Source organism: Brachybacterium alimentarium, assembly GCF_002332425.1.
GTDB classification, from domain to species: Bacteria; Actinomycetota; Actinomycetes; order Actinomycetales; family Dermabacteraceae; genus Brachybacterium; species Brachybacterium alimentarium.
Genome location: NZ_NRGS01000002.1, coordinates 144,726 through 170,339 on the forward strand (window position 1 = coordinate 144,726; position 25,614 = coordinate 170,339).

The window sequence follows — 25,614 nt, forward strand, 5'->3', positions numbered from 1 at the left end:
GACGAGCGCCGGCCGGGGTCGGGCGACCGCCTCAGTTCAACGTGCCGGTGAGACGGCCGTGGAAGCTGGTGGAGTGCTCGTCGAGCCCCGTGAAGCGCACCTCGATGTCGTGCTCCGCGTACTTCGCCTGCACGGAGTCGAGCACGGCGACCGTCGAGGCGTCCCAGATCTGCGCGGCGGAGAAGTCGACGGTGACCTGCGCGGGATCCTCGGCGTAGGAGAACTGCTCGACGAGGTCGTTGCTGCTGCCGAAGAACAACGGCCCGCGCACGGTGTAGGCGGCCCCCTCCGCGCCGAGCACCCGGCGCACCGTGGTCACGTGCGCGACCCGTCGGGCGAAGAGCACGATCGCGAGCACCGTGCCGGCGGCGACGCCGATCGCGAGGTTGTGGGTGATCACCACGACCGCCACGGTCACGACCATCACGCAGGTCTCCGACAGCGGCATCCGCTTCAGGGTCGCGGGCCGCACGCTGTGGACGTCGACGGTGGACAGCGCCACCACCATCATCACCGCGGCGAGCGCGGCCATCGGGATCTGGGCCATGAGGTCCGAGAGCACGGTGACCAGCACCAGCAGCAGCACGCCGGCGAAGAAGGTGGAGATGCGGGTGCGGGCCCGGCCGAGCTTCACGTTCACCACGGTCTGGCCGATCATCGCGCAGCCGGCGATGCCTCCCCAGAAGCCCGCGAGGATGTTCGCGGTGCCCAGCGCCCAGGACTCGCGGCTCTTGGAGGACTTCGTGTCGGTGATGTCGTCGACGAGCTTGGCGGTCAGGAGCGTCTCCATGAGGCCCACGAACGCGACGCTGAGCGCCGTCGGTCCGATGATCTTCAGGGTCTCGAGATCGAGCGGCACCTGGAGCTGGGTGAGGCCGGGCAGGCCGCCGGCGATCTCCCCCTGGTCGCCGACGTTCGGGACTGCGAGGTGGGCGATCATCGCGATCGCGGTGACCACCACGATCGCCACCAGCGGTGCGGGCACGGCCTTGGTGAGCCGTGGCAGCACCAGCACGATGACGAGGGTGAGCGCGAACAGCGGGTAGACGCTGAGCGGCACGTCGAGCACGTGCTGCAGCTGGGCGGTGAAGATGAGGATGCCCAGCGAGTTGACGAATCCGATCATCACCGAGCGCGGGATGAAGCGCATGATCCGCGCGAGGCCGGTGACCCCGAAGAGGATCTGGACGAGTCCCGCGAGGATCACGGTGGGCAGCAGGTACTCCACGCCGTGGGTGTGCACGAGCGGGGCGACCACGAGGGCGACGGCTCCGGCGGCCGCGGTGATCATGGCAGGCCGGCCGCCGAGGATCGACATCGAGATCGCGAGCACCACGGAGGCGATCAGGCTGACCTTCGGGTCCACGCCGGCGATCACGGAGAAGGAGATGACCTCGGGAATCAGGGCGAGCGTGGTGACCGCTCCGGCCAGCACCTCGGTGGTCAGCAGGCGGGGTCGACGCAGTGCCTCGGAGAGTCGGGGAGAAGGTGTCACGCACGGATCGTACGGGACCCCGGATGGTCGGCCGACGTGGCATCCGCCTCCGCCCGGCCGGCCCGCGACGGCAGGCCAGCGCCACCACGACTAGGCTCGAGGGAACTTTCCCCGTGCGCACCATGGCGCGGGGCCGCCTGGACGGAGGACGCATGACCGACCGCACGCGCCGATCCTTCGACGCCACCTGGCTCCCCTTCGGGATGCTCATCGGCTTCATCCTGGGGATGGGGGTCGCGCTGACGATGACCTCCAACCTGCTGATCGCCGGAGGCATCGGTTTCCTCGCCGGCGGGATCATGGGGGTCGCGCTGGGCTTCCGCCGCAAGCGGGGCTCGAGCTCGGCCGACGAGGATGCCGCGGACGACCGCTACCGCGCGGCCCACGGCGACCCCGCACCACGGCGCGACGACGACCACTGAGCCCGACGCGGCGATCAGCCCTCGCGCGCGATGCGGTCCAGCGTCACCAGATGATCGACGGGGCCGTGGCCCTCGTGCGGGGTGCTCGACAGCTCCTGCTCGGCGCCGGAGATCAGCGCCCGCTGCAGGTAGTCCCGACCGGACCGGAGGGCGAGCAGGTCCTCCCCCACGCCCGGCCGCTCCAGGTACGCGGCAGCGGCGTCCGTCGTCCGCGTCAGCAGGGTGAGCTCCCCGTCCCGCCCGGCCTCGCACAGCGCGCGCACCCGGGCGATCCGCGCATACTGACCGGCGATCGCCGAGGACAGGGTGCAGCCGGTGCCGTGGGTCGAGCGGGTGCGCACCCGCTCGCCGCGCAGCAGGTCCACCCCGTCGCCGTGGGCGATGACGTCGACCATCTCCTCCCCGGCGCGATGCCCGCCCTTGAGCATCACGACGTCCGCGCCCAGGTCCCGGAGCCTCATGGCCTGGTCCTGCATCTGCTCGATGCTCTCCGCCTCACCCTCGTCCAGCAGGCGGGCGGCCTCGGGCAGGTTCGGGGTGAGCACGTGGGCCAGCGGCAGCAGCCTCTCGCGCAGGAGCGTGGTGGATTCGTCCTCCAGCAGGGCGTCCCCGCTGGTGGCGATCATGACAGGGTCCAGCACGATGCGGCCGAACTGCTCGGGCCTGGCCTCGATCGCGGAGATCACCGCGGCGACCACGTCGGCGGAGGCGAGCATGCCGATCTTCGTGGCGTCGACCGGGATGTCGTCCAGGACGCTCGTGATCTGCTGCCCCACGGCCTCCCCGCCGACGGGGATCACGGCCTGCACGCCCAGGGTGTTCTGCGCGGTGAGCGCGGTGAGGGCCGTCGTGCCGAAGACGCCGAGCGCGGAGAAGGTCTTCAGATCGGCCTGGATCCCGGCCCCGCCTCCGGAGTCCGAGCCCGCGATGGTCAGCGCGGTGGGCGGTCGCCATGCCGTCATGCCTGATCCTCCTGCCCGATTCCGTGTCCGATTCTGTGTCCGATCCTCGGCCGGCCTGCTGGTCCGCGTCCGGAGTTGCTGGCCTGCCCGGCTCCGCGGGTGAAGGCGGCCAGCAGCCGGGCGGATGCCGCCTGTGGGTCCGCCGCGGCGGCGATCTGCGAGACGACGCAGATCCCCTCGACGCCGGTCGCCGCGATGGGCGCGGCAGCGGTCTCGTCGATCCCACCGATCGCGACGGTGCGTGGCAGCGGGGATCCCACCGTCCGGGCCGCCTCGTGCCAGGGCGCGAGGCAGGCGGTCAGCCCGTCGATGCCCAGCGGCGCTGCGGCATCGGTCTTGGTGGCGGTCGAGTGGATCGGTCCGATGCCGAGGAGGTCGGCCTCACCTGCTGCGAGCGCCTCGCGCACCTGAGCAGGGGTTCCGGTGGACAGCCCGATCATGAGGTCCGGGCCGAGCACCTCACGGGCATACGCCGGCGTGGCGTCGTCCTGGCCCACGTGGAGGTGGCACCGCGTCTGCTCGGCCACCGCGAGGCGGTCGTCGACCACCAGCGGGATCTGCGCGGCGCGGGCTCCGAGCTGCGCTCCGAGCACCCGTCGGCACTCCTCCACGAGCTCGACGAGGTCGGCGTCCGTGGCGTCCTTGTCCCGCAGCTGGATCATGCCGGCCCCGCCGCGCACGGCGGCGAGGACCACGGCGGGCACGGCTCCGATGCCGCCGGAGAGCGCGGAGTCGGTGACGTGGTAGAGCCGCAGGTCGCACTCGTGCGCTGCGCGCAGGGACGGGCGGGTCATGCGCCGGCCACCGGGGAGATCCCGCGCTCGTCGAGCTGCACGATGCCCAGCACGTCGGCCGGGGTCAGGGCGTCCAGCGCGTCGAGCCAAGCGACCGCGAAGGAGCCGACGCCCTCGGCCGTCCGCGCCGCGCGGGTTCCGGCCGCGCCGAGCAGGGCGTGGGCCGCGAGCACGGCGTCATGCGCGGTGAGGTCGGTGTCCCGGGTCGCGCCGAGCACTGCCGCGCAGCTGGCGCCGAGCGAGCATCCGGTGCCGATCACGCGGGTCATCAGCGGATCACCGCTGGTCAGCAGTGTGGTCCGGTGGCGGGAGACGATCGCGTCGCGCTCCCCGGAGACAGCGACCACGGCGCCGCTGCGTTCGGCGAGGTCGCGGGCCGCCTCGAGCACGGCGTCGACCGAGTCGGTGGAGTCCACGCCGCGGCCTCCGCGGCCGGTGCCGGCGAGCGCAGCGATCTCCGAGGCGTTGCCGCGGATGGCGGTGGGGCCGAGCTCGAGCAGCTCGTGGGCGAGCGGGGTCCGCACCGGCAGCGACCCGATGGCGACCGGGTCGAGCACCCAGGGCCGCCCGGCGTCGCGCGCGGCACGGGCGGCGGCGGGCATCGCCTCGACCTGGGCGGGAGAGACGGTGCCGGTGTTCACGAGGATCCCGTCGGCCACTGCGGCGAACACGGGCGCCTCCTGCGGGTGGTCCACCATCGCCGGTGCCGCGCGGATCGCGAGCAGCACGTCGGCCGTGATCTGCTGGACGACGGTGTTGGTGAGGCACTGGACCAGCGGCCCCCGGTCGCGCAGCGCGGCCAGGGCACGTTCGAGGCGCACCTCCTCAGCGGGGCGCGCCGCCTCAGCGGACGGCGTGGAGTTCTCCATGGATGACGATCCCTTCGCAGGTGTGGGCCCGAGCAGGTTCGACGAGTCTGATCTCAGCCGTCGCGTCCCGACGGCACCCCGTGTCACTGGTCGGCGACTCTAGCAGGGGCCCGCACACAGGATCTCCACAGACAGGTCACCAAAGACTCTTGGGTGAGCCTTGACCGACCCTTGACCTTTTGGCACGGTGTGACGCGGATCCCTTCGAGCCGACGCACTGCCAGATGCATTGCGAGACGCTGCGCCAAGCGCGTCACCAGACGCATCACCAGAAGGCTCGGACGGGGCCAGCCATCCGCTGACACGAGGGGGAACACCATGGCCGCGAACAGCACAGCGCGTCGCGCTCGCGCTCGCACCGGCACTCGCACCGCGCTGGCCGTCCTGGCCGGAGCCGCTCTGCTGAGCGTGTCGGCCTGCGGGGGCAGCGCCGACGACGACGGCAGCGCGGACGACGGTGGCGGTGGCGGTGACGCCCAGGAGCAGCCGATGGAGGCCTCCGACGGGGGAAACGGCGACGGGTCCGACGAGGATTCCGAGGACACGACGGAGGCCGACGACGCGGGCAGCTCGGGCAGTACGGGCAGTTCAGACGGCGGCTCCGCTCAGGACGATGGGGTGGGTGCGGGGGCCGGGGATCCGGCCGACGCGGACGGAAGCGGGCAGGAGGGTGAAGAGGGAACCGGCGACGGGAGCGGCAGCGAGGGGGACGATGCCGCGGACGGCCGCACGCAGATCATGCTCGTGACGGATCTGCCGGGCGACGACCAGACCGGCGACGGCTGGCCCGTGCTCTCACCGGACGAGCTCGCCACGACGCTCGCCGAGCCGTTCGACGGCACGGCGACCTGTGAGGAGGAGCTGGAGCTCGCGCCGGGCCGGAGCGCCACGTGCACGGGCCCGGCGAGCATGGACATGACCGAGCCGGAGCAGGAGTGGACCGCCCAGGCAGCGCGGGTCCCCGTAAGCGGGGAGGTCGGCGACGGCGGCGCCGTGGCGGTGCTGTTCACGACGGGAGACGGCCTGACCGGCCCCGCGGACGTGCTGCTGGACGAGGGCACCGAGCTCACCGGGCTGGGCTTCGGCTCCATGTTCGGCTCGGAGGACCTCAGCGCCCAGGAGCTCGAGGAGAGCACCCTGCAGACGCTCACCTCGGAGAACGCGTACGTGCCGGTCGCCGAGGCGGACTGGGAGTCCGTGACCTGTGAGGACGGGCTGAGCTTCGAGGCCTTCGAGCCGTCGCCGTGCACCGGCGAAACGGCCGACGGCGAGACCTACCCGCTCCACGTCGCCCCGGGCACCTACGTCGACAACGACCAGGGTCTGCTCGTGGGCATCGCGCGCAGCGACGCCGGCTGAGCCCGACGACTCCGACCGAGCTACCCCGACGCTCGCCGCCCGGCGCGCTGCCCGCCGCGCTGGTCGCCGCTCGGTGCACCTCGTGCTGCGTTGCGTGATCCGCCCCGGACGCCGCCGCGCCTCCGGGGCGCTCTGGTCCCTCTGCTGGTCAGATCGCTCACCAGCAACGCCCCACCCCTCCCCGTCGCCTGCACGTTCCGCTACCGTGGGCGGTGCGCCGCACAGGTCACGCAGGCGCCTTGGCCGGGACGACCCGACCCACGAGAACCCGATGAGGACGGCCTCGGAACAGGATCTGGATCATGCCGTCCATGCCGCCTCTCCCCTCCTCGACGCCCTCCACGGGCTCTGCGGACTCCGCGCAGCAGCCGGAGGACTCTCGCGCTCTGACCGGCCGCTCCTTGCGACGCGCCGTGCTCACCCGTTCCGCTCTCGGACGCCTCGCCCTGGGCTGGCTCGGGGTCGGCGCTCTCGCGGTGGCCGCCCCGTGGCTCGCAGGCCCGCTTCCGGGGATCGCCTTGGTGCTCGTGCTCGCAGCGATCGTCGCGGTCATCGTGATCGCGGCCGGCGGCGTGGTGCAGCAGGCCGAGGCGCTCGCCCATCGCCTCGGCGACCCCTACGGCACGCTGGTGCTCACGTTGTCGATCGTCGTGATCGAGGTGGTGCTGATCGCCGCAGTCATGCTCGGACCGGGCGATCATCTGACCATCGCGCGGGACTCGGTGATGGCGGTCTCGATGATCATCCTGAACCTCGCGCTCGGGATCTGTCTGGTCGCAGGCGGGCTCCGCCACGGGCTGCTGCGGCCCAACCGTTCCGGCACCGCGATGTACCTGGTGCTGCTGACCGTGCTCGGCGGCCTGGCCTTCGCCCTGCCCCACCTGATCGGGACCGACGGCTCCTTCGCCCCGGTCCAGGCCGTCGTGATCGCCGCGGTCACCGTCCTGGTCTACGGGGTGTTCCTGTGGCGGCAGACGGGTGCCCGCGCCGCGGACTTCCAGGAAGTCGGACTGCGTCCGGCGGGACCCACCGACACCGACGAGAGCACGACCACCGACGACAGCACGGTCTCCGACACCGCACCGATCAGCGCCACCTTCCGCGTCCACCGTGCGGAGCTGCTGGCTCGCGCTGCGCTGCTGATCATCACCGTGCTGCCGATCGTGCTGCTCTCCCATGACATGGCCGACCTGCTCGACGACGGCCTCGCCCGGCTCGGTGCCCCCGCAGCACTGGGCGGCGTGCTCATCGCGATGATCGTGTTCACGCCCGAGTCGATCACCGCGGTGAGAGCCGCGCTGGGCGGGGAGATCCAGCGGGTGGTGAACCTCTGCCACGGGGCCCTGGTCTCGACCTTCGGGCTCACCATCCCCACGGTCCTGGTGATCGGGCAGCTCACGGGGCAGCAGGTGGTGCTCGCCGAATCCCCCGTGAACCTCGTTCTGCTCGCGGTGACCCTCGGGGCCTCCGCCCTGTTCACGGCCATCGGCCGTTCCACCGCGCTGCAGGGCGTCGTCCACCTGGCACTCTTCGCGGTCTACGCGGTCGCGCTGTTCCTCTGAGCACCGTCCTGGCTGCGCCCAGGGGGCGTTCTCTGACGAGCACCGAGGCGGAAGCGCGGCCGCAACCCCGGGGTACAGTCGCGGCGTGAACGCGACGATGCTTTCGATCCCGACCGACGACGGCGACCTGCCCGGACTGCTCTGGCTGCCCGAGAACCTCGACCGGCCCGCCCCTGGCCTCGTGGTGCTCCAGGAGATCTTCGGCCTGTCCGACTACATGCAGCAGCGCTGCGCGGACCTCGCCGCGCTCGGCTACGCGGTGCTCGCCCCGCAGCTGTTCGCCCGGCTGGATCCGCCGGTCGTCGGCCTCGAGGACGGGGCCGACGCCGAGGCCTGGCTCGCGGAGGGCATGGCACTCACCCAGCAGCTGCCGTGGGAGCGCGGCGAGGCCGACGCCCTCGCCGCCCTGAACGCCCTGCGTGCGCACGGCGCGGTGGACTCCGAGCGCGTGGGCCTGGTGGGTTTCTGCTACGGCGGCGGCCTCGCGTTCTCCACTGCGGCGGCCGCCACCCACGAGGACCGCCCACCGGCGGTCCTCGTCAGCTACTACGGCTCCGCCCTGCCTGCGCTGCTGGACCTCTCCGACCAGGTGACGATGCCGAGCCTGCACCACTTCGGCACGGCCGACGCCTTCATCCCACTGCCCACCGTCGAGCAGATCCGCGATGCCGTCACCGGCGCGGGCAGCAGGCCGCAGGTGCGCTTCGAGCTGCACGAGGGGGCGGGCCACGCCTTCGACAATCCTCACGCGTTCCTGCACCACGCCGGGGCGTCCGACGCCGCCTGGCGGCAGACCGCCGATTTCCTGGGCAAGCGGCTGCCAGCACCTGCTCGCGGCGCTCACGGGTGACGATTCAGACAGATCGCGGTCGCGTGACCGAATAGTTATCTCCGGATTGTCGGACAGTCCGGACGTATGCCCCACGCCCCGTGTCGGGCCGGCATTGCTCCAGGCCACTACGAGGATCCCTGGTCGAGCGCGGCAGCGGCCTTCGGCGTGCTCCCTGAGGCGAATCGGCTGGACCTGGACGTCAGCGGTTTGCCGAGACGCGAAGGGCTTGTGAAGATGGCTCATCGGGTAGGTGCCCTGCGCGACGGGGGAGACGACGCTGTGGCCTGCCCGCCCACGATCTCTGTCCACCCATGAAGGAGCCCACGTGCCGCCAGTCATCAGCGCCGAAGGTCTGTACAAGGTCTTCGGGAGACGCCCTGCCCGCGGGGTGGAGGCGCTCCGCCGGGGCAGCACCCGCGACGACCTCCGCGAGGACGGCCTCACGGCCGCGGTGATCGACGCGAGCTTCAGCGTGGATCCCGGAGAGATGTTCGTCGTGATGGGCCTGTCCGGCTCCGGCAAATCCACCCTGATCCGGATGGTCAACGGTCTGCTCCCCGCGACCGCTGGAACGCTCGACATCGGCGGGCAGAACCTCTTCTCGATGTCGCCGGCGAAGGTGCGCGAGGTGCGCCGCAAGCGCATCTCCATGGTCTTCCAGCACTTCGCCCTCCTCCCCCACCGCACGGTGGGCGAGAACGCGGCGTACGGTCTCGAGATCTCGGGGCTGAACCGCTCCGATCGCGAGCAGAAGGCCAGCACCGCCCTCGAGATGGTGGGCCTGAAGGGATGGGAGGGCTACAAGCCCTCGGCTCTGTCCGGCGGCATGCAGCAGCGTGTCGGCCTCGCCCGTGCGCTCGCGGCGGGAACCGACATCCTGCTCATGGACGAGGCATTCAGCGCCCTGGATCCGCTGATCCGCCGTGACATGCAGGATCAGCTGATCGAGCTCCAGCAGCGTCTGGAGAAGACGATCCTGTTCATCACTCACGACCTCAACGAGGCCATGCGCATCGGCGACCGGATCGCCATGATGCGCGACGGCCGCATCGTGCAGATCGGCACCTCCGAGGAGATCCTCAACGAGCCGGCCAACGACTACGTCGCGAAGTTCATCCAGGACGTCGATCGCAGCCGCGTGCTGACCGCCTCCGCCATCATGGAGCAGCCCCCTGAGGTGCTCGGCTCCGGGCAGGGGCCGCGCACCGCGCACAAGCTGCTGCGCGAGACCCAGAACTCCTGGCTCGTCGTGCTCCACCGGGACCACACCCCCGCCGGGATGCTCCTGGAGGACGACGTCGCCGAGGCCGTGCAGGCCGGACGCAGCGACCTTCCCTGGTCGCCACCGCATGAGATGCACGTGGTCCGCCATGACACCCCGATCGCAGATCTCTTCGCCCCGTCGGCCCAGCACCGCAACCCCCTCGTCGTGGTCGACGACGACGGGAAGTTCCTCGGCGTCGTGCCCCGGGTGACGCTGCTGACCGCAGCCGGCGTCGCCCATGAAGGATCGCCGTCGTCCCCGTCCTCTCCCGGTGCGCCGGGGGACACCGTCTCTGCGACGGGTTCGAGCACCGTCACCATCGATCAGGAAGGGAGCGAGGCCCGATGAACTTCATCCCCCGCATTCCCATCGGCGAGTGGGCCGAGTCGGGCATCGACTGGCTGACCGACAACGTCGCCGGCCTGTTCGATGTCATCAGCGCGATCTTCAACTTCCTGGTCGGGAACCTGACCTACGGGCTCACCGCCCTCGAGCCGCTGGTGATGATCGTGATCCTCGCGCTGATCGCATGGGTCGTTCGCTCCTGGCAGCTCGCCATCGGCACCGCCATCACCTTCCTGATCGTGCTGTCCATGGAGCAGTGGGTGCACATGATGGAGACGATGGCGCTCGTGCTCGTCGCCACCGTGGTCGCCGTGGTGATCGCGGTGCCCGTCGGCATCCTCGCCGCGAGCAACCGAGCGGTGAGCAGCGTGGTGCGCCCGATCATGGACTTCATGCAGACGATGCCGGCGTTCGTCTACCTGATCCCGGCGGTCACCTTCTTCTCGATCGGCGTCGTGCCCGGCATGGTCGCCACGATCATCTTCGCGCTGCCTCCCGGCGTGCGCATGACGGAGCTCGGCATCCGCCAGGTCGACGGCGAGACCGTCGAGGCGGGCGAGGCCTTCGGCGCGAGCTCCTGGCAGATCCTCCGCGGGATCCAGCTGCCGCTGGCCGTCCCGACGATCATGGCCGGCGTCAACCAGGTCATCATGCTGGCACTGTCCATGGGCGTCATCGCGGGCATGATCGGCGCACCCGGACTGGGCAAGGAGGTCGTCGCAGCGATCTCGAGTCTCGACCTGGCGCTCGGTGTCGAAGCCGGTCTCGGCGTCGTCATCCTGGCCGTCTACCTCGACCGCATCACGGCCGCCCTCGGCGACAGCGCCACGTACACCAAATCCGCCCTCGCCCTGGTCCAGAAGGCGCGCGCCCGACGGGCGACCGGCGCCTTGTGACCCCAGCGAGCGCCCCTCCGGGCGTCACGCCGCCGGACGGCGATCGTCCGGCCGCGCCCCTCCAGCCACCGCACCACTACCGAAGGAGAGAATTCATCATGGATCCCCTGAAGGACAACCGCCTCCGCACCTCCGCGCTCACCCGCCGCTCCGCACTGCTCGGCGGCGCCGGCCTCGTCGGGCTCGGCCTCGCAGCCTGCTCCGACAACGCCTCCACCGGCGGCGCCGGCGGCGGCGGAGAGACCATCACCCTCGGCTACGTCAGCTCCTGGACCGACGGTCTGAGCACCGCCTACCTGCTGGACAACCGCCTGCAGGCCATGGGCTACAACGTCGAGCACCAGGACATCAGCGAGCCCGGCGCCCTGTACGCAGCGCTCGCCAAGGGCGACATCGACGTGTACCCCTCGGCATGGCCCGAGGTCACGCACGCGGAGTACATGAAGGAGTACGGCGACGACATCGACGACCTCGTCACGTACTACGGCAACGCGAAGCTGACCATCGCCGTGCCGGAGTACACCGACATCACGTCGATCGACGAGCTCAAGGGCAACGCCGACATGTTCGGCGGGCAGATCATCGGCATCGAGCCCGGCGCCGGTCTCACCGGCGTCACCAAGGACTCGATGATGCCCACCTACGATCTCGAGGACGAGTACGAGCTCGTCACGTCGTCCACGACCGCCATGCTCAGCGAGCTGAAGAAGGCGACCGATTCCGAGAAGGACATCGTGGTCACCCTGTGGCGTCCGTTCTGGGCGAACTCGGCCTTCCCGGTGCGGGACCTCGAGGACCCCGAGGGCGGGATGGGCGAGACCGAGGGTCTGCACTTCCTGGCTCGCAAGGGCTTCGCCGACGACTTCGCGGACGCCGCGGAGTTCATCAGCGGCATCGAGTTGGACGACGAGCAGTACAACTCCCTCGAGGACCTCGTCGTCAACGAGTACGACGACGGCAAGGAGCCCGAGGCCATCGACAAGTGGCTCGAGGAGAACCCGGACGTGCTGCCGGAGGTCGAGGAGGGCTGACCCTCCCCTCGCCCGGTCACCAGTACCGGACCAGACGGCACGGGCCGGTCGCGATCACTCGCGACCGGTCCGTGCCGTCTTCTGTGTCGGATGCCCCGGCGATGCTTCCCGGCAACCCCGAGCGTCCTGCGGCGCCGGGGGTCGCCGACGCCATCACCAGCCCTGCGTCAGCCCCCGATGGTCACCTCGGCACCGGCCTTCGCGGAGGCGTAGCAGGCGTCGATGACCTCGGCGCGTCGCAGGGCCAGAGCCCCGTTGTGCGCGGCCCAGTCGTCAGAGCGGACCTTCTGCAGGAAGTTCGCGACCGCTGCGGCGTGGCGGCCGTCCTCCCCGGCCGCCGGATGCAGCTCGGCGGGAATGCCGGCGACCTCGGTCCACACGGTGATGCGCGGCTCCTCGGGCCCGCCCCACTCGATGGTGGCGCCTCCGTCGGCCCCGTAGAGGGTGACGTAGCAGAGATCGTGCGCGATCCACTGCGCCCAGCTCGACTCGAGCAGCAGCGTGCCGCCGCCTTCGAGGCGCAGGAAGGCGGTGGCGAGGTCCTCGACCTCGAAGGGCACGCCCTCCTCGACTGCGGAGATCCCGAAGCCGGAGCCGCCGCGGCCCAGCGGACCGAACTCGGCGTGGGTGGAGGCCGACGCCGCGGTGACGGCCGGTTCGTCCATGAGGTGCAGAGCCATGTCGAGCATGTGGATGCCGATGTCCATCATGGCGCCGCCGCCCGCGCTCGCGGACTTGGTGAACCAGGTGCCCAGGCCCGGGATGCCCTGGCGTCGGATCCACCCGGTCTTGGCGTAGTAGAGCTTCCCGAGCACACCGGAGTCGACGACCTCCTTGAGGGCGCGCACGTCCCCGCGCTGGCGGTGGTTGAAGGACACGTCCAGCACACGGCCCGCGGTGTTCGCGGCCTCGACCATGCGTCCGGCCGCCTCCGCGTTCTCGGCCATGGGCTTCTCGGTGATCACATGCAGCCCGGCCTCGAGCGCGGCGATCGCCATCGGGGCGTGCAGGAAGGTCGGGGTGGCGATCGAGACCACGTCGATCTCGGCCTCGGAGAGCATCTGCTTCCAGTCCGGGTAGCGGCCCTCGACCTGATAGCGGTCGCCGAACTCGGCCAGGAGGTGCTCCTCCATCGCCGAGATCGCGACCAGGTCCACCGTGGGATCGGCGGCGTAGGCGGCCACGTGCTGCTGGCCGGCCCATCCCAGGCCGATCACTCCGGCACGCAGTCGGCGCGTGCTCTCCTGTGCTGCTGCTGTCATCGTGCTGAGTCCTCTCATCGGTGGGTCTGCACTCGAGCCGGCTGATCCGGCTCGGGCTCGTCGGTCCCTCGCACCCGTCCTGCAGGGGTGTCGAGGAGTTCATGGCGCGGGCACCGTTGCTTCCTGTCCGTGCCGCTCGTTCTCCGGGGTCAGAGGTCCGGTCCGAGAAGTTCCAGGGGGTCTGCGCGCAACCTCGACAAGGCATGCTCGATGGCGCCGCGCACCACCACATCGCGCCCCAGACTGCTCGCGATGAGCTCGGGCAGGGGCTCGGAGGTGATCTCGGGCAGAATGGCTCGGGCGTGGTCGAGCACAGGCCCGATCGCCTCGGAGATCGCCCCGGCCAGAACGATCCGCTGCACGCCCAGCAGGCTGGCCAGGATCGCCGCGATCCGGGCGACACGTGCGCCGATGCGGTTCAGGACGGCGACGGCCAGAGCGTCCCCCGCGCGGGCAGCGGCGAACACATCGACCGCAGTCAGCTCGCCGCGCGGGATCGCCGAGAGAGCGGGTGACTCCTGCCCGGCGGCGAGCGCGTCCACGCTCCAGCGGCGAGCGAGGGCGGCAACACCGTCAGCCCCGCGGGAGTCCTCGAGCACGACGTCGAGGAAGCGCATCTCCCCCGCGCCGCCGTCGGCTCCACGCAGCAGGCGACCGTCGACGATGAGTCCGGCACCGAAGCGCTCGCCCATCAGCAGCGCCCCCATGTGCTCGCTGCCGCCGAGTGAGTGCTCGGCGATCACGGCGAGGTTGGCATCGTTCTCGACGAGCACCTCTCCGTCGAGCGCATCGACGAAGCCAGGGTTCATGGAGGGCCAGAAGTCGTTCTCGCCGTGCGGGGAGCGTCCCTGACCATCCACGGGTGCCGGCACTCCGACGACGGTCAGCAGACGCCGCGAGGTACGCGCGCCCGCCTCCTCGACGACACAGTCGATCAGCTGGCGCACTGCCTCGACGCGGGCTGCTGCCCCCACGGCAGCTCCGCCGACTGCGGTGCGCGCGGCGGCGATCTCCCGTCCGCGCAGGTCTGCCACGCGAGCGGTGAGCGAGTGCTCGCCGGCATCGATCCCGATGATCACCGCCGCATCGTCGCGCAGTGCGAAGCGGCGGGCCGGGCGCCCGCGCCGCGCTGCCCCGTCTCCCCGCTCCTCAGCGACCTCCTGCAGCCATCCGGCGCTCTCGAGATCCGAGCACAGGCCGAGCACGGTCGCTCTGGTCAAACCTGTCGAGCCCATCGCATCTGCCGCAGTGAACTCCTCGCTGAACAGGGCATGCTGCAGAAGCGCCTGCCGGTTGGCCTGCCTCAGCACCTGCGGCGAGCTGGCTCCCCGATCGCGCACTGTTGACATCGTTCGCTCCCCGCCTCCATACTTCCGATAGGTTGTAAATATAACTCTTGACGTATCTATCGTCGCATCAGTTCCGCTGCGGTGCACACCCTTTCGAGAAGGAGACGACGTTGTCATCCTCGTTCGGCCGGAACGGCCACCTCTCCCGACGAGCCCTGCTGGCCGGCGCCGGCGGGGCCCTCGCCGCCACGACGCTGCCCGCCTGCTCCGGCGCGAGCGGCGCCTCGACCCTCACCATGCACCAGTCCAAGCCCGAAGCCATCTCCTACTTCAGCCAGCTCGCCGAGGACTTCTCGCAGTCGCAGTCTTCCTACCGGGTCCAGCACGACATCGCCACCAACCTCTCGGCGAGCTTCGTGCGCAACAATCCGCCGGATCTCGGATGTCTGAACTACAACCTCGAGATGGGTCGGTTCATGGAGCGCGGCGCCCTGGCCGACCTCGCGGATCTCCCCGCAGCGAGCACGATCCGGGAGGACGTCCAGGACCTCACCTCCTGGTACGCGACCTATGAGGATCGAACCAGCGTGATCCCGTATTCGGTCACGGCTGCCTCAGTGATCTACAACCGACGCATCTTCGACGAGCACGGCCTCGAGGTCCCCACCACCTGGGAGGAGTTCGTCGGCGTGTGCGAGACGCTCAAAGCCGCAGACGTCATTCCCATCTACAGCACCTTCCTGGATCCGTGGACGATCGCCCAGGGCCTGTTCGACTACACCGTGGGCGGCATGGTCGACGTGCGTGCCTTCTACGAGGACCTGCACGAGCTCGGCGAGGACGTCGGCCCCGACTCCGAGGTCTCCTTCCAGCGCACTCTCCTCGAACCCGTCGAGCGCATGATCGAGCTGGTGCAATACACGAACCCTGATGCCTCCAACCGCGGGTACGGCGATGGAAACACCGCGATGGCCCAGGAGAAGGCCGCCATGTACTTCCAGGGGCCGTGGGCGTTCGGCGAGATCGAGAAATCCGGTGAGGAGCTCGACCTGGGCACCTTCCCGCTGCCGATGACCGACGATCCGGCGGACCTCAAAGTGCGCGTGAACATCGACCTCTCCCTCTGGGTGCCCGAGGCCGCCTCCGAGCCGACGGGAGCACGAGAGTTCCTGCAGTACCTCATGCAGCCCTCTGTCCAGAATCCCTACAACGAGAAGTTCCTGGCCTTCGGCACGACGAAGAACGCGCCTGCTGTGACGGACGACCGCATCGCGGAGATGCAGACGTTCTACGACGACGGACGTTTCTACATGGGTGCCTCCCAGTTCATCCCGAAGTCGATCCCGGCCCAGAACTACATCCAATCGATCGTGGGCGGCGCCGATCCTGAGCGGACTCTGGCGCGTATGGACGCCGACTGGGCCCGTCTCGCCTTCCGGGAGTGAGAGCGGCCATGACCACGGAGCACCATCAGTCCCACGAGCCCACGAGCAAGGAGTGAGGATGTCGACGACGACACCGACACGACCATCGTCCCGCGGCGAGCTTTCCTCGCCGGCCGCACCGCTGCGATCCCACAAGCGCAGGATCGACCCGCTGTACTACTTCTTCCTGTTCCCGTCCCTTGCCCTGTTCACCGCGGCGGTCACGGTGCCTGCACTGCTGGGCTTCGGGTACAGCTTCACCAACTCCATCGGCTTCGGCGACTGGGAGTTCATCGGTCTGCGGAACTACATCGCAATGTTCCAGGACCAGGGGATCCTCGGCTCCTATGCCTTCACCCTCGGCTTCTCCTTGGTCACCGTCGTGATCGTGAACATCCTGGCGTTCGCACTGGCGCTCGGACTGACCTCACGGATTCGCTTCACCGCGGTGCTGCGCACGATCTACGTGATCCCGATGGTCATCTCCGGCATCGTCATCGCCTTCGTGTTCCAGTACCTGTTCGCCAACACGGTGCCGGGCATCGGACAGGCCGTCGGCTCGGGCGCCCTGTCGACCTCGATCCTGGCCAACCCGGACTGGGCGTGGCTCTCGATCGTGATCGTGACCGCCTGGCAGTCGATCCCCGGGACGATGCTCATCTACATCGCGGGCCTGGTCACGATCCCCGGCGAGGTGTACGAGGCCGGATCCATCGACGGCGCCACCGGGTGGCAGAGCCTGCGGCACATCACCCTGCCCCTGGTCTCCGGGTTCATCGTCATCAATACGATCCTCGGCTTCAAGAACTACCTCAACGCCTACGACATCATCGTGGGCCTGACCGACGGCGGCCCGGGTGTGGCCACCCGCTCCGTGGCGATGTCGATCTTCCGCGGATTCGAGGGCGGCGACTATGCCTACCAGATGGCCAACGCGATGGTCTTCTTCCTGATCTCGATCGCCCTCGCACTGGTACAGCTCCGCGTGACCCGAGGAAGGACGGTGTTCGGATCATGACCACCTCGCCCGCCACCGAGACCACCACCGCCGACGAGCCCCGCAGGAGCTCGCGGTCCTCTCGCCCCGTTCGGCGCAGCCGCGGGAAGGTCGGCCGAGAACGTGTCAACCGGCCCGCCACCGCTCTTCTGGCGGTGGGCTCGCTCGCCGTCCTGGTGCCGCTGTTCGTCACCGTGAACATGTCGCTGAAGACCACCGCCCAGGCGGTCGACGGGAATGCGTTCAGCATCCCCAGCCCCTTCACGCTGTCGAGCTTCGTGGAGGCGTGGAATCTCACGAACTTCCCCCGCGGGTTCGCCGTCTCGATCTTCATCACGGCGATCGCCGTGGTCGGCGAGATCGTCATCTCGGCCCTCGCAGCGTTCGCGATCGTCCGCAACTGGGACCGTCGCGCGTTCCGCTGGTCGTTCTTCTACCTGCTGGCCGCGATGTTCATCCCGTTCCCGGTGGTGGCCCTGCCGCAGATCCAGCTGACCGGCATGCTCGGGCTCGACAATCCGCTGGGCGTGGCCATCCTCCACATCGCGTTCGCCCTCGCCTTCAACACCATGCTGTTCACCGCCTTCCTGCGCACCATCCCCCTGGAGCTCGAGGAGTCCATGCGTATGGACGGCGCGGGAACCTGGGGCGTGTTCTGGCGGCTGATCCTGCCGCTGCTGGCGCCCATGTGCGCGACAGTCGGCATCTTCGCCTTCATCCAGTCCTGGAACGACTTCATGATGCCCTCGCTGATCATCTCGGACCCGGACCTGCAGACCATCCCGGTGCTGCAGAACATGTTCCAGACGCAGTTCAGCAACAACTACAACATCGCCTTCGCCTCATATCTGATGGCGATGGCGCCTGCGGTGATCGTCTACCTGTTCGCACAGCGCTGGGTGATGTCCGGCCTCACCCAGGGCGCGGTCAAGTAGGACGCGGAACGGCTCTGCGGCGACCGCGAATCCATGCTCGCAAGGGCCAGCGCCGCCAGCCCCATACCAGCCCCAAGCACACACGATCCATCTACTGACACCTCGGAGGTTCCTTCCCGTGACCGCACTGGATACCGTTCCCACTCTGCTCCACGACGACACGGACTGGTGGCGCCAGGCGTCCGTCTACCAGATCTACCCGCGCTCCTTCGCTGACGGCAACGGAGATGGCATCGGCGACCTGCGCGGCATCATCTCCCGAGTTCCGTACCTTCAGAACCTGGGCATCGATGCCGTCTGGCTGAGCCCGTTCTACCCCTCTGCCCTGGCCGACGGCGGGTACGACGTGGACGACTACCGCGACGTGGACCCGAAGATCGGCACCTTGGAGGAGTTCGACGAGATGGTCGCGGCGCTGCACGGCGTCGGCATCCGGCTGATCGTGGACGTCGTCCCGAACCACTCCTCGGACCGTCATGAGTGGTTCGTCGAAGCGCTGGCCGCGTCCAAGGGTTCCAACGCCCGCGAGCGGTACATCTTCCGCGACGGCACGGGAGAGAACGGCGAGCTGCCCCCAGCGGACTGGACGTCGATCTTCGGCGGCCCGGCGTGGACCCGTGTCCCCGACGGCCAGTGGTACCTGCACAGCTTCGCCTCGGAGCAGCCGGACTTCAACTGGAAGCATCCGGAGGTGCGCGAGGACTTCCTGCATACTCTGCGCTTCTGGTCCGATCGTGGAGTCGACGGCTTCCGGATCGACGTCGCCCACGGACTGGCCAAGGACCTCGGCGAGGTCCTGCCCAGCAAGGCGGAGCTCTCAGCGATGCCCAAGGACGGCACCCACCCGCTGTGGGACCGCGACGAGGTGCATGAGATCTACGCGGAATGGCGCAGCGTGTTCAACGAGTACACGCCCGCCCGTACCGCCGTGGCCGAGGCCTGGGTGGAGACACCGGAGCGCCGCGCGAAGTACGCGAGTCCGACAGGTCTGGGCCAGGCGTTCAACTTCGATCTCATGGACGCCGATTTCTCGGCAGCGCAGTTCCGGGACATCGTCTCGGACAACCTCGCACAATCAGCGGTGACAGGATCCTCGACGACCTGGGTGTTCTCCAACCATGATGGCATCCGCCACGCCACTCGTTACGGCCTCCCACCGCGTGCCGGCCGGCCGGGCAAGCAGGGAGCGGACTGGGTGCTCGCAGGTGGCCCGGAGGACGGCATCGACCGTGCACTCGGACTGCGTCGGGCTCGGGCAGCGACGCTGTTCGAGCTCGCTCTGCCGGGCAGCGCCTATCTGTATCAGGGAGAGGAGCTCGGCCTTCACGAGGTCGCCGAGATTCCCGACGATCAGCGTCAGGACCCGGCATTCTGGCGCACCACGGCCGACGACAGGGGTCACGACGGGCTGGGCAGGGATGGCTGCCGTGTCCCGCTGCCATGGACCCGCTCGGGGTCGTCGTTCGGCTTCGGCACCGGCACGGCGCACCTGCCCCAGCCAGCGTGGTTCGCCGACTTCTCGGTCGAGGCGGAGGATGGTGCCGAGGGTTCCACGCTCGAGCTCTACCGCAAGGCCCTGCGCCTGCGCACCGAACTGCAGAGCGCAGAGAACCTGACCTGGGACGAGGATCTCTGCGGTATCGATGTGCTCGCCTTCGAGCGTCCGGGGGGCTGGCTGAGCATCACGAACTTCGGTGCAGACGCGGTTGCTCTTCCCGAGGGAGAGATGCTGGTCTCCAGCGCCCCGGTCGAAACGACTGCCGACGGCCATCACCAGCTGCCCGGGGCGACCACGGCGTGGCTGCGCCGCCCGGTCTCCTGACTCTCACCTGGTGACGGAACGCCGCGGGCCCCGCCTAGATGGCGAGAGCCGCGGCGTTCCACGTGTCGACCGAGGTGAAGGACGGCCCGAGGCGCCTCACGCCCCGCATCCATGGCAAATCCGTCTCCCTCACGGCGGGAGCGGCTCGGAGCCATCGGGTGGATGGTCGGCATCCTCCGACCCGTCAGGCTCGGCAGCTGGCGTCTGCCCGATCAGTGGCGGCGGAGCCGTGACGCGAGTGGTCCCCGACCAGCTCGTCCATGCGACGCGGTGTCCCGGGCGTTCGGGGTCGCCGACCCGCTCCACAGCGAGTGCGTCGTCCTCCTTCTGATTGCAGTGCGCGCAGAGATCCTGCCCGTTGTCCAGGCTCGTCGGCCCGCCTCGCGAGAAGGGCGTGATGTGGTCGTGGTGCCGCACCGACGCGTTGCAGAACGGGCCCCGACAGGACGTGTCCCGCCAGGTCAGGAACCTGCCCATGGCGGGTGGGAAGGCGCGCGCCCGAGAATCCATGCTCACCAGCTCGCCGGTGGTGGGGTGCGTGTACAGCCTCCGCACAACCGCGCGCACATCCGGTCCGTCGGCTCCGAAGGTATCACGCTGGGACGGGCCGGGCGTCGCGGTGATGGCGCGCAGCTGCTCGCGGACGGCTTCTGCCGGAACCGGCCCGTAGCCCTCCAGATGGGCGACGTCACCGCTGCCGGGATGGAACAGGGCACGGTCGGTGATGATGACGCCGAGATCCATGGTAACCAGGGGCGCTGAGCCGCCTGACGCATCGCGTGTGAGCACTGCGTCCCGCAGGATGTCGGCCATCAGCGCTCCGTGGGGACCCTTCTCCCCGCCGGCCTGACGACGCTCGGCCTCCAGGGAGATCCGCTTGTGCATCAGGCGGGCATCGATCGCCGGCATGTAGGCGCTGATCGTCGCCATGCCGTGGCTCGCCGGCGTGAAGGTGACATGGCGCTGCGTCCGGGAGCGGCGGTGCCGGACGGTCTCACCCTCGGGGTCGAGGCCGTGGACCGCGAGGGCGACGGCCTGACGCCAGCGTCTGGTGCCCGACCCGTCGAGGTCGGGCAGGCGCGCATGCAGGGCGTCGTCGACCTGCGAACGCTGAGCGGCATCGAGCACGGCTGCCGCATCGGCCGCGGCGTAGATCGACGCCGCGGCCGCCTTCCCTGTGGCCATCGCGGTCAGGAGGTGGGGCATCGAGGTCACGAGACGGCGCGCTGACGCCACGGTGCGCCCTGCGGCCGACGGGGACCGCCTGGTCATGTGGGAGACATCCCGGCGGGATCGCGCGTCGGCGCGCTGGTGCAGCTGCTCCAGCGACGGCATCGCAGAGTGCTCGGGGCCGACCTGAGCCTGCGCTTCGCGGACCCGCTCGAGACGAGTGGCCTCGCTGAGCGCGACGAGCGTGCGAGCCTCGAGCGCGTCGAGGATCCCGCGCATCTCCTGCGCCTTGTGCAGAAGGTCGACGTACTCCTCGCGTGCGCGGCTCTCCGCGTCGAACATCACCTCGGGCTCCACCGCGATCGAGCCGAGGAGGAAGCCCGCGTCCCCGAGCAGCTCGGCCACGGCGGCAGGCCCCGAGGCATGCAGCGCTGCAACCTCCTGCGACGGACCGTCAGGCCCGTCGGCAGGGGATGGAGGCGTCGACATCAGCATGCCTCCATCGTCCGCCGATGGGTGCGGAATCGAAACCCCGTTCGCACGATGTGGATAACTCTCCGGGTCATCCATGGCGCACCAGCTTCCCGCCGTCTACGCACGTCAGCCGGGATCAGGCTCCCATCAGGGCATTGTGGACAACCCCACCTCTGCTCCACAGGGAGAATCACGAAGAATGTGGAGGATAGGTGACGTCCGGCGGCTCCGGACGGCGTCAGGGCCCTCGCGGCGACGCCCGTCCGCCCGCCGCGTCGGCGCAGCACGCCCGGTGCGGGCTGCCTCCTCCACGCCGCCGCTGTAACGTCCCTCCGCCTCACCCGGACCCCGCGCCCGCACGGCTCGGTGTCAGGACGCACCGACTACCGTGGGCCGGGTGAGCACGAGCCAGCCTGCGCCCCACGGCGCCTCTTCCGAGGACCACGCCAGCCGCGTCTCCTCCATGTTCGACGGGATCGCCGGTCGTTATGACCTCATGAACCTCGTCATGACCTGGGGCCAGGAGCCTCGCCTGGTGCGCCGCACGGTGCGTCGGGCGGAGCTGTCCGGCACCCCGGCCGTGCTGGACCTCGCGACCGGGACGGGCGACATCGCGTTCGAGATCCTGCGATCCCATGAGGGGGCGCAGGTCACCGGCGCCGACTTCTCCCCGGAGATGATGGCGGTGGGTAAGGACCGGCCCGGCGGCGACAAGATCGCCTGGGTCGAGGCCGACGCGATGGACCTCCCCTTCGCGGACGAGAGCTTCGATGCGGTCTCCCACGGCTACCTGCTGCGCAACGTCGCCGACATCCCCACCACCCTGGCCGAGCAGTTCCGAGTGCTGAAGCCCGGCGGCAGGATGGTCGCGCTGGAGACCTCGCCGCCGCCGAAGAACATCATCAGGCCGTTCTCCACTCTCTACATCAAGCACGTGGTCCCGCGGCTGTCGCACCTGATCACGAAGAACCCCGAGGCCTACGAGTACCTCTCCTCCACGACGCGCGGCTTCCGCACGCCGAGCCAGGTCCAGGGGCTCCTCGAGGAGGCCGGCTTCGTGGGCGTAGGTCATGAGCTGCACCTCTTCGGCACCCTCGCGATCCACTGGGCCACCAAACCTGCCTGACCAGTCGGCTTGACCTGATCAGCCGGCCTCGCCATTCGGCCCGGCCAGATCAGCCCGCTTCAGCCCTCGGGCCGGCCAGATCAGCTCGCTCCAGCATTCGGCCCGGCCACCCCTTAGCGCTGAGGACGCGCCGCCGACCGGCACGGACGGTGGTGGGGGTCCGAGCTGCGTTGCGGGTGCCTCAGCGCGCCGCTCGCAGACCGGCGAGAGCTGCATAGAGGGCGCGGTGGGACGGCCGCAGAGCGGAATGCCCGCGAACGGCCGACGGGTCAGGGGCGACGATGCGTCCGGCCGACGGGTCCTGGCCGACGATGCGCGCGGCCGACGGGTCCGGATCGACGATGGGACCGGCCGACAGGTCGGGGTCGACGATGGGACCGGCCGGCGGGGCAGGGTCGACGATGTGCTCGCCGGCCTGGTCCGCCAGCGGGCAGAGGTGATGTTCGAGGCCCAGGGCATCTGCCGCGGCGAGCGCGCAGCCGACGAGGGCGGCGTCGGCGACCGGGACCGTGTGCACGGGCCTTCCGGTGACGTCCGCCAGGATCCTCATCCAGGGCTCCGAGCGGGCTCCGCCCCCGACGACGGCGAGCGGACGGCGCGCGCTCGCAGCGTCGGACCGTGCCGGAGCCGCGCTCTCACTCTCACTCTCACCCTCCTTGATGGCATGGGCGATGGCCTGAGCAACTCCTTCGAGCACCGCGGCGTACAGGTCGATGCTCCGCGTCTGCCCATCCATGCCGACCACCGCAGCCCGCAGGTTCGCATCGCGCACCGGGTAACGCTCGCCCTGGATCGAGGGCAGGGCGAGCAGACCGGTGGGGCCGCGCCCGTGCTCGGCCTCGCGCTTCTCGAGCAGGAGGTCTGCCTCCTCAGGTGCGGCACCGCCGAGGAACGCATCGCGCGCCCAGTCCGCCGCCGCTCCGGCAGCGAGCAGAGCGGAGATCCGCAGGCTGCGCCTCGAGGCCCCGGCCCCGAGGGCGAGGCGGTGCGAAGTGCCGGCAGAGAACTCCTCGCCTCCCTGCCCGGAGGCACGCAGATCCGTGTCCTGCGCACTGCTGGCGGAGGCATCCTCCGAGACCACCGTGGCGAGCCAGCCGCTCGTGCCCAGGTAGGCGTAGTCGTCGCCCGGCTCGAGGCCGACGATCCCGAGCGTGGTCGCCCCGGCGTCCCCGGGCGCGAGCACCACGGGCAGATCAGCTGGAAGCCCCAGCAGTGCGCCGGCGTCGGCGCCGGTCCGGCCGACGATCTGCCCGGTCTCCGCCGTCAGCCGGGGCAGCAGCTGTCCCTCGATCCCGGCAGCCTTGGCGACGTCCTGCGACCACCGGCCGGTGCGGTGCTCGAGCAGTCCCGTGGCCGACGCCGTGGTGACATCGCACCAGGCCCCCAGCCCGAGCTCGTGCACGAGATGCCCGGCGGGGCCGAACACGATGCCCCGCGCTCGATGCACCAGACCCGGATCGGTGCGGGCCAGGCGCAGGAACATCGCGGCGCAGCTGGTCGCGTCCTGCTCGTTGCCGGCCAGATCGTCCCAGTCGACGCCCTCGGCGTGGAGGGCCTTCCGCAGCTCGCCGGCCTCGTCGGCGGCGCGGGTGTCGCTGTAGAGGATCGCGGGCGCCGGGTCCCCGTCGGTCAGGAGCACGAGGTCCTGCATCTGCCCGGTGATGCTGAGCGCGAGCGGCCGCTCCTCGCTGCCCCGCAGGGCTCCGGCGAGGGCCGCGCGGGCGGCGCGCAACCAGTCCCGCGGGTCCTGCTCCGCTCCCCCGCCCGCCGTGGTGCGCGTCGGATAGCCGCTGCTGGCCTGCGGACCGGCCGTACCGTCCAGAGCGATGAGGACGGCTTTCGCGGCGGACGTGCCGAGGTCGAGGCACAGCAAGGAGGGCATGGCATGAGCGTAGGCCGCCGGTGGCGGTACTTCGACACCTGCTCTTCGCGGACAGCACCTGTCCTTCTCCCGGGGAAGGATCGTTGTCACCACGCGGCGGCCCGTCCGCCACAACGACCCGCCGACGGAGGACCCCATGAGCAGCACCATCCAGATCACCATCGATGCGAAGGACCCGCGCACCCTCTCCGCCTTCTGGCGGGAGGTGCTCGGGTACGTGCATCCGGCCCCGCCCGGTGTCGAGCTGCCCGACGGAAAGGATCCGCTGGAAGCGTGGGACGAGTTCCTGGAGCGCAGCGGAGTGCCCGAGGAGCAGCGCAACTCCGCCTCGGCGCTCGAGGACCCGGACGGCTCCGGTCCCCGGATCTTCTTCCAGCGCGTCCCGGAGGGGAAGATCGCCAAGAACCGGGTCCACCTGGATGTGCGCACGGCACCTGGCCTCCGCGGCGAGGAACGGATGGATGCGCTCGAGTCGGAATGCGCACGGCTTGTGGCCCTCGGCGCCCGCAGGATCGCCCGCCATGAGCCGGAGGAACCGCTGAGCATCGGATTCATCGTCCTGGCGGATCCCGAGGGCAACGAGTTCTGCCTCGACTGATCCCGCATCGGCACCGATACTGGAGGCCCCGATACCGGAGGCACCGCACCCGCCAGGAGGCAGCCATGGTCGACGACGATCCCCTCCCCGACGCCCGGCCCACCGCGCTCACCCGGCGCACCACGGGCGAAGAGCTCACCGTCCTGGACGGCGGTGACCGTCCCGGCGCGCCCGATCGCGCCGAGGGGCACGCGATGCTCGTCACCCACCTGGGGAGCCTGCCGGACGCAGCAGCCGAGGAGCTGTTCGGCCCGGACGTGCAGCGTGCGCTCTACGTCTACTACGCGGAGGGGCCGTCGCTCGTCGGTGCGGTGCTCGACCCGCCCCTGTCGGTGCATGCCCCGTCGGCCCCCGCGCTCGAGGCGACGGTGCGCACCGTCGTCGCCGAGCATCGCGGCGTGGTCGAGGCCGACGTGCATCCCTTCGGCCGACGGGTGGAGCGGGATCGTGCGCTCTCGGTGATCAGCTCCCTGGTCACCCAGCGATAGCCGACTCCGTCAGGGGCTCTGCCGGCGGTCGGATGTGCGGCGGCGAGCAGAGCCGTCCACCGCGCGCAGCAGCGGACCAGGTCGCTCGCGGACGATCAGTGCCCGTACCGTGAGCGCATGGAAATTCTTGTCGGGCTCGTGCTCTATGGACTGCTGTTCGTCGTCATTCTGCTGACCCTGTACTGGGTGATCCGCAAGGCAGTCGCGGGCGGGATCCGCGATGCACAGATCGATGAGATGGCCCGGCGGTCCTGACCTTCGAATGAGGGTCACGACGCGCCCCCGCCGTCACGACGCGCCCCCGCCCTCCGTCACG

At 70.0% G+C, this 25,614-nt stretch carries 23 protein-coding genes; 15 read left to right on the forward strand and 8 right to left on the reverse strand.

The window, feature by feature from the left end:
* Nucleotides 1-31: 31 nt before the first annotated feature.
* Nucleotides 32-1,495, reverse strand: coding sequence for a SulP family inorganic anion transporter (locus CIK71_RS01135; protein ID WP_096163348.1), 1,464 nt, complete (start codon nucleotides 1,493-1,495; stop codon nucleotides 32-34).
* 152 nt (nucleotides 1,496-1,647) lie between these two features.
* Here CIK71_RS01135 and CIK71_RS01140 point away from each other — a divergent pair, with 152 nt between their 5' ends.
* Nucleotides 1,648-1,917 carry a hypothetical protein gene (locus CIK71_RS01140; RefSeq protein WP_096163349.1) on the forward strand — a complete coding sequence of 90 codons (270 nt, stop codon included), beginning with the start codon at nucleotides 1,648-1,650 and terminating at the stop codon, nucleotides 1,915-1,917.
* Between the two features lie 14 nt (nucleotides 1,918-1,931).
* On the opposite strand, the gene thiD is transcribed toward CIK71_RS01140, so the two are convergent.
* The 3 genes from thiD to thiM are packed head-to-tail and all read right to left on the reverse strand — an operon-like array spanning nucleotide 1,932 to nucleotide 4,542.
* On the reverse strand, nucleotides 1,932-2,879 hold the full coding sequence (gene thiD / locus CIK71_RS01145; protein WP_096163350.1) for a bifunctional hydroxymethylpyrimidine kinase/phosphomethylpyrimidine kinase: 948 nt from the start codon (nucleotides 2,877-2,879) through the stop codon (nucleotides 1,932-1,934).
* On the reverse strand, nucleotides 2,876-3,673 hold the full coding sequence (thiE, locus tag CIK71_RS01150) for a thiamine phosphate synthase (protein ID WP_096163351.1): 798 nt from the start codon (nucleotides 3,671-3,673) through the stop codon (nucleotides 2,876-2,878). The genes thiD and thiE overlap by 4 nt, the downstream gene beginning before the upstream one ends.
* Nucleotides 3,670-4,542 carry a hydroxyethylthiazole kinase gene (gene thiM, locus CIK71_RS01155; RefSeq protein WP_096163352.1) on the reverse strand — a complete coding sequence of 291 codons (873 nt, stop codon included), beginning with the start codon at nucleotides 4,540-4,542 and terminating at the stop codon, nucleotides 3,670-3,672. Before thiM ends, thiE begins: the two co-directional genes overlap by 4 nt.
* A 318-nt stretch (nucleotides 4,543-4,860) precedes the next feature.
* Between thiM and CIK71_RS01160 the strand changes: the two genes are divergently transcribed.
* The 6 genes from CIK71_RS01160 (at nucleotide 4,861) to CIK71_RS01185 (ending at nucleotide 11,831) form a co-directional block, all read left to right on the forward strand.
* On the forward strand, nucleotides 4,861-5,901 hold the full coding sequence (locus CIK71_RS01160; RefSeq protein WP_096163353.1) for a hypothetical protein: 1,041 nt from the start codon (nucleotides 4,861-4,863) through the stop codon (nucleotides 5,899-5,901).
* 311 nt (nucleotides 5,902-6,212) lie between these two features.
* Nucleotides 6,213-7,463 carry a calcium:cation antiporter gene (locus CIK71_RS01165; RefSeq protein ID WP_176485489.1) on the forward strand — a complete coding sequence of 417 codons (1,251 nt, stop codon included), beginning with the start codon at nucleotides 6,213-6,215 and terminating at the stop codon, nucleotides 7,461-7,463.
* An 85-nt stretch (nucleotides 7,464-7,548) separates the two neighbouring features.
* Complete coding sequence (locus CIK71_RS01170; RefSeq protein ID WP_096163355.1) at nucleotides 7,549-8,313, forward strand: dienelactone hydrolase family protein; 765 nt, start codon at nucleotides 7,549-7,551, stop codon at nucleotides 8,311-8,313.
* A gap of 307 nt (nucleotides 8,314-8,620) precedes the next feature.
* A complete protein-coding gene (locus tag CIK71_RS01175) occupies nucleotides 8,621-9,907 on the forward strand; it encodes a quaternary amine ABC transporter ATP-binding protein (protein ID WP_096163356.1) in 1,287 nt (428 codons plus the stop codon).
* The gene (locus CIK71_RS01180; protein ID WP_096163357.1) at nucleotides 9,904-10,800 is read left to right on the forward strand and encodes an ABC transporter permease; all 897 of its coding nucleotides are present in this window, start codon (nucleotides 9,904-9,906) and stop codon (nucleotides 10,798-10,800) included. Before CIK71_RS01175 ends, CIK71_RS01180 begins: the two co-directional genes overlap by 4 nt.
* A gap of 98 nt (nucleotides 10,801-10,898) precedes the next feature.
* Nucleotides 10,899-11,831 (forward strand): glycine betaine ABC transporter substrate-binding protein, encoded by a 933-nt coding sequence (locus tag CIK71_RS01185; protein ID WP_096163358.1) that lies wholly within the window; start codon nucleotides 10,899-10,901, stop codon nucleotides 11,829-11,831.
* Between the two features lie 167 nt (nucleotides 11,832-11,998).
* On the opposite strand, the gene CIK71_RS01190 is transcribed toward CIK71_RS01185, so the two are convergent.
* Nucleotides 11,999-13,093, reverse strand: a complete 1,095-nt coding sequence (locus CIK71_RS01190; RefSeq protein WP_096163359.1) for a Gfo/Idh/MocA family protein — start codon at nucleotides 13,091-13,093, stop codon at nucleotides 11,999-12,001.
* Between the two features lie 149 nt (nucleotides 13,094-13,242).
* On the reverse strand, nucleotides 13,243-14,442 hold the full coding sequence (locus tag CIK71_RS01195; protein ID WP_176485490.1) for an ROK family protein: 1,200 nt from the start codon (nucleotides 14,440-14,442) through the stop codon (nucleotides 13,243-13,245).
* 110 nt (nucleotides 14,443-14,552) lie between these two features.
* Between CIK71_RS01195 and CIK71_RS01200 the strand changes: the two genes are divergently transcribed.
* From CIK71_RS01200 to CIK71_RS01215, 4 genes are all read left to right on the forward strand, one after another.
* Nucleotides 14,553-15,827 (forward strand): ABC transporter substrate-binding protein, encoded by a 1,275-nt coding sequence (locus CIK71_RS01200; RefSeq protein ID WP_096163360.1) that lies wholly within the window; start codon nucleotides 14,553-14,555, stop codon nucleotides 15,825-15,827.
* A gap of 58 nt (nucleotides 15,828-15,885) precedes the next feature.
* Nucleotides 15,886-16,824, forward strand: coding sequence for a carbohydrate ABC transporter permease (locus CIK71_RS01205; protein ID WP_096163361.1), 939 nt, complete (start codon nucleotides 15,886-15,888; stop codon nucleotides 16,822-16,824).
* Nucleotides 16,821-17,738: a carbohydrate ABC transporter permease gene (locus CIK71_RS01210; RefSeq protein WP_096163362.1), complete on the forward strand. Its 918-nt coding sequence runs from the start codon at nucleotides 16,821-16,823 to the stop codon at nucleotides 17,736-17,738. The genes CIK71_RS01205 and CIK71_RS01210 overlap by 4 nt, the downstream gene beginning before the upstream one ends.
* Nucleotides 17,739-17,856: 118 nt before the next feature.
* Nucleotides 17,857-19,560, forward strand: a complete 1,704-nt coding sequence (locus CIK71_RS01215) for a glycoside hydrolase family 13 protein (protein WP_096163363.1) — start codon at nucleotides 17,857-17,859, stop codon at nucleotides 19,558-19,560.
* Nucleotides 19,561-19,689: 129 nt separating this feature from the next.
* On the opposite strand, the gene CIK71_RS01220 is transcribed toward CIK71_RS01215, so the two are convergent.
* Nucleotides 19,690-21,219 carry an HNH endonuclease gene (locus CIK71_RS01220; RefSeq protein WP_141393675.1) on the reverse strand — a complete coding sequence of 510 codons (1,530 nt, stop codon included), beginning with the start codon at nucleotides 21,217-21,219 and terminating at the stop codon, nucleotides 19,690-19,692.
* A 382-nt stretch (nucleotides 21,220-21,601) separates the two neighbouring features.
* On the opposite strand from CIK71_RS01220, the gene CIK71_RS01225 reads away from it, so the two are divergent.
* Nucleotides 21,602-22,330, forward strand: coding sequence for a ubiquinone/menaquinone biosynthesis methyltransferase (locus tag CIK71_RS01225; RefSeq protein WP_241964128.1), 729 nt, complete (start codon nucleotides 21,602-21,604; stop codon nucleotides 22,328-22,330).
* 181 nt (nucleotides 22,331-22,511) lie between these two features.
* Here CIK71_RS01225 and CIK71_RS01230 read toward each other — a convergent pair whose 3' ends face one another.
* Entirely contained in the window at nucleotides 22,512-24,212 is a 1,701-nt protein-coding gene (locus tag CIK71_RS01230; protein WP_096163366.1) for an FGGY family carbohydrate kinase, read from the reverse strand.
* A 136-nt stretch (nucleotides 24,213-24,348) separates the two neighbouring features.
* On the opposite strand from CIK71_RS01230, the gene CIK71_RS01235 reads away from it, so the two are divergent.
* From CIK71_RS01235 to CIK71_RS17620, 3 genes are all read left to right on the forward strand, one after another.
* Entirely contained in the window at nucleotides 24,349-24,810 is a 462-nt protein-coding gene (locus CIK71_RS01235) for a VOC family protein (RefSeq protein WP_096163367.1), read from the forward strand.
* Between the two features lie 65 nt (nucleotides 24,811-24,875).
* Entirely contained in the window at nucleotides 24,876-25,298 is a 423-nt protein-coding gene (locus CIK71_RS01240) for a hypothetical protein (RefSeq protein WP_096163368.1), read from the forward strand.
* A 117-nt stretch (nucleotides 25,299-25,415) separates the two neighbouring features.
* Nucleotides 25,416-25,553: a hypothetical protein gene (locus tag CIK71_RS17620; protein WP_158542001.1), complete on the forward strand. Its 138-nt coding sequence runs from the start codon at nucleotides 25,416-25,418 to the stop codon at nucleotides 25,551-25,553.
* The last annotated feature ends 61 nt before the right edge of the window (nucleotides 25,554-25,614 follow it).

Excerpts from the sequence above, each read along its gene's own strand:
- CIK71_RS01140 (WP_096163349.1), top strand. The coding sequence starts at position 1,648 with ATGACCGACCGCACGCGCCGATCCTTCGACGCCACCTGGCTCCCCTTC.
- CIK71_RS01160 (WP_096163353.1), top strand. The coding sequence starts at position 4,861 with ATGGCCGCGAACAGCACAGCGCGTCGCGCTCGCGCTCGCACCGGCACT.
- CIK71_RS17620 (WP_158542001.1), top strand. The coding sequence starts at position 25,416 with ATGGAAATTCTTGTCGGGCTCGTGCTCTATGGACTGCTGTTCGTCGTC.
- CIK71_RS01240 (WP_096163368.1), top strand. The coding sequence starts at position 24,876 with ATGGTCGACGACGATCCCCTCCCCGACGCCCGGCCCACCGCGCTCACC.
- CIK71_RS01205 (WP_096163361.1), top strand. The coding sequence starts at position 15,886 with ATGTCGACGACGACACCGACACGACCATCGTCCCGCGGCGAGCTTTCC.
- thiD (WP_096163350.1), bottom strand. The coding sequence starts at position 2,879 with ATGACGGCATGGCGACCGCCCACCGCGCTGACCATCGCGGGCTCGGAC.
- CIK71_RS01220 (WP_141393675.1), bottom strand. The coding sequence starts at position 21,219 with ATGTCGACGCCTCCATCCCCTGCCGACGGGCCTGACGGTCCGTCGCAG.
- thiE (WP_096163351.1), bottom strand. The coding sequence starts at position 3,673 with ATGACCCGCCCGTCCCTGCGCGCAGCGCACGAGTGCGACCTGCGGCTC.
- CIK71_RS01165 (WP_176485489.1), top strand. The coding sequence starts at position 6,213 with ATGCCGCCTCTCCCCTCCTCGACGCCCTCCACGGGCTCTGCGGACTCC.
- CIK71_RS01210 (WP_096163362.1), top strand. The coding sequence starts at position 16,821 with ATGACCACCTCGCCCGCCACCGAGACCACCACCGCCGACGAGCCCCGC.
- CIK71_RS01185 (WP_096163358.1), top strand. The coding sequence starts at position 10,899 with ATGGATCCCCTGAAGGACAACCGCCTCCGCACCTCCGCGCTCACCCGC.
- CIK71_RS01180 (WP_096163357.1), top strand. The coding sequence starts at position 9,904 with ATGAACTTCATCCCCCGCATTCCCATCGGCGAGTGGGCCGAGTCGGGC.
- thiM (WP_096163352.1), bottom strand. The coding sequence starts at position 4,542 with ATGGAGAACTCCACGCCGTCCGCTGAGGCGGCGCGCCCCGCTGAGGAG.
- CIK71_RS01235 (WP_096163367.1), top strand. The coding sequence starts at position 24,349 with ATGAGCAGCACCATCCAGATCACCATCGATGCGAAGGACCCGCGCACC.
- CIK71_RS01230 (WP_096163366.1), bottom strand. The coding sequence starts at position 24,212 with ATGCCCTCCTTGCTGTGCCTCGACCTCGGCACGTCCGCCGCGAAAGCC.
- CIK71_RS01195 (WP_176485490.1), bottom strand. The coding sequence starts at position 14,442 with ATGTCAACAGTGCGCGATCGGGGAGCCAGCTCGCCGCAGGTGCTGAGG.
- CIK71_RS01190 (WP_096163359.1), bottom strand. The coding sequence starts at position 13,093 with ATGACAGCAGCAGCACAGGAGAGCACGCGCCGACTGCGTGCCGGAGTG.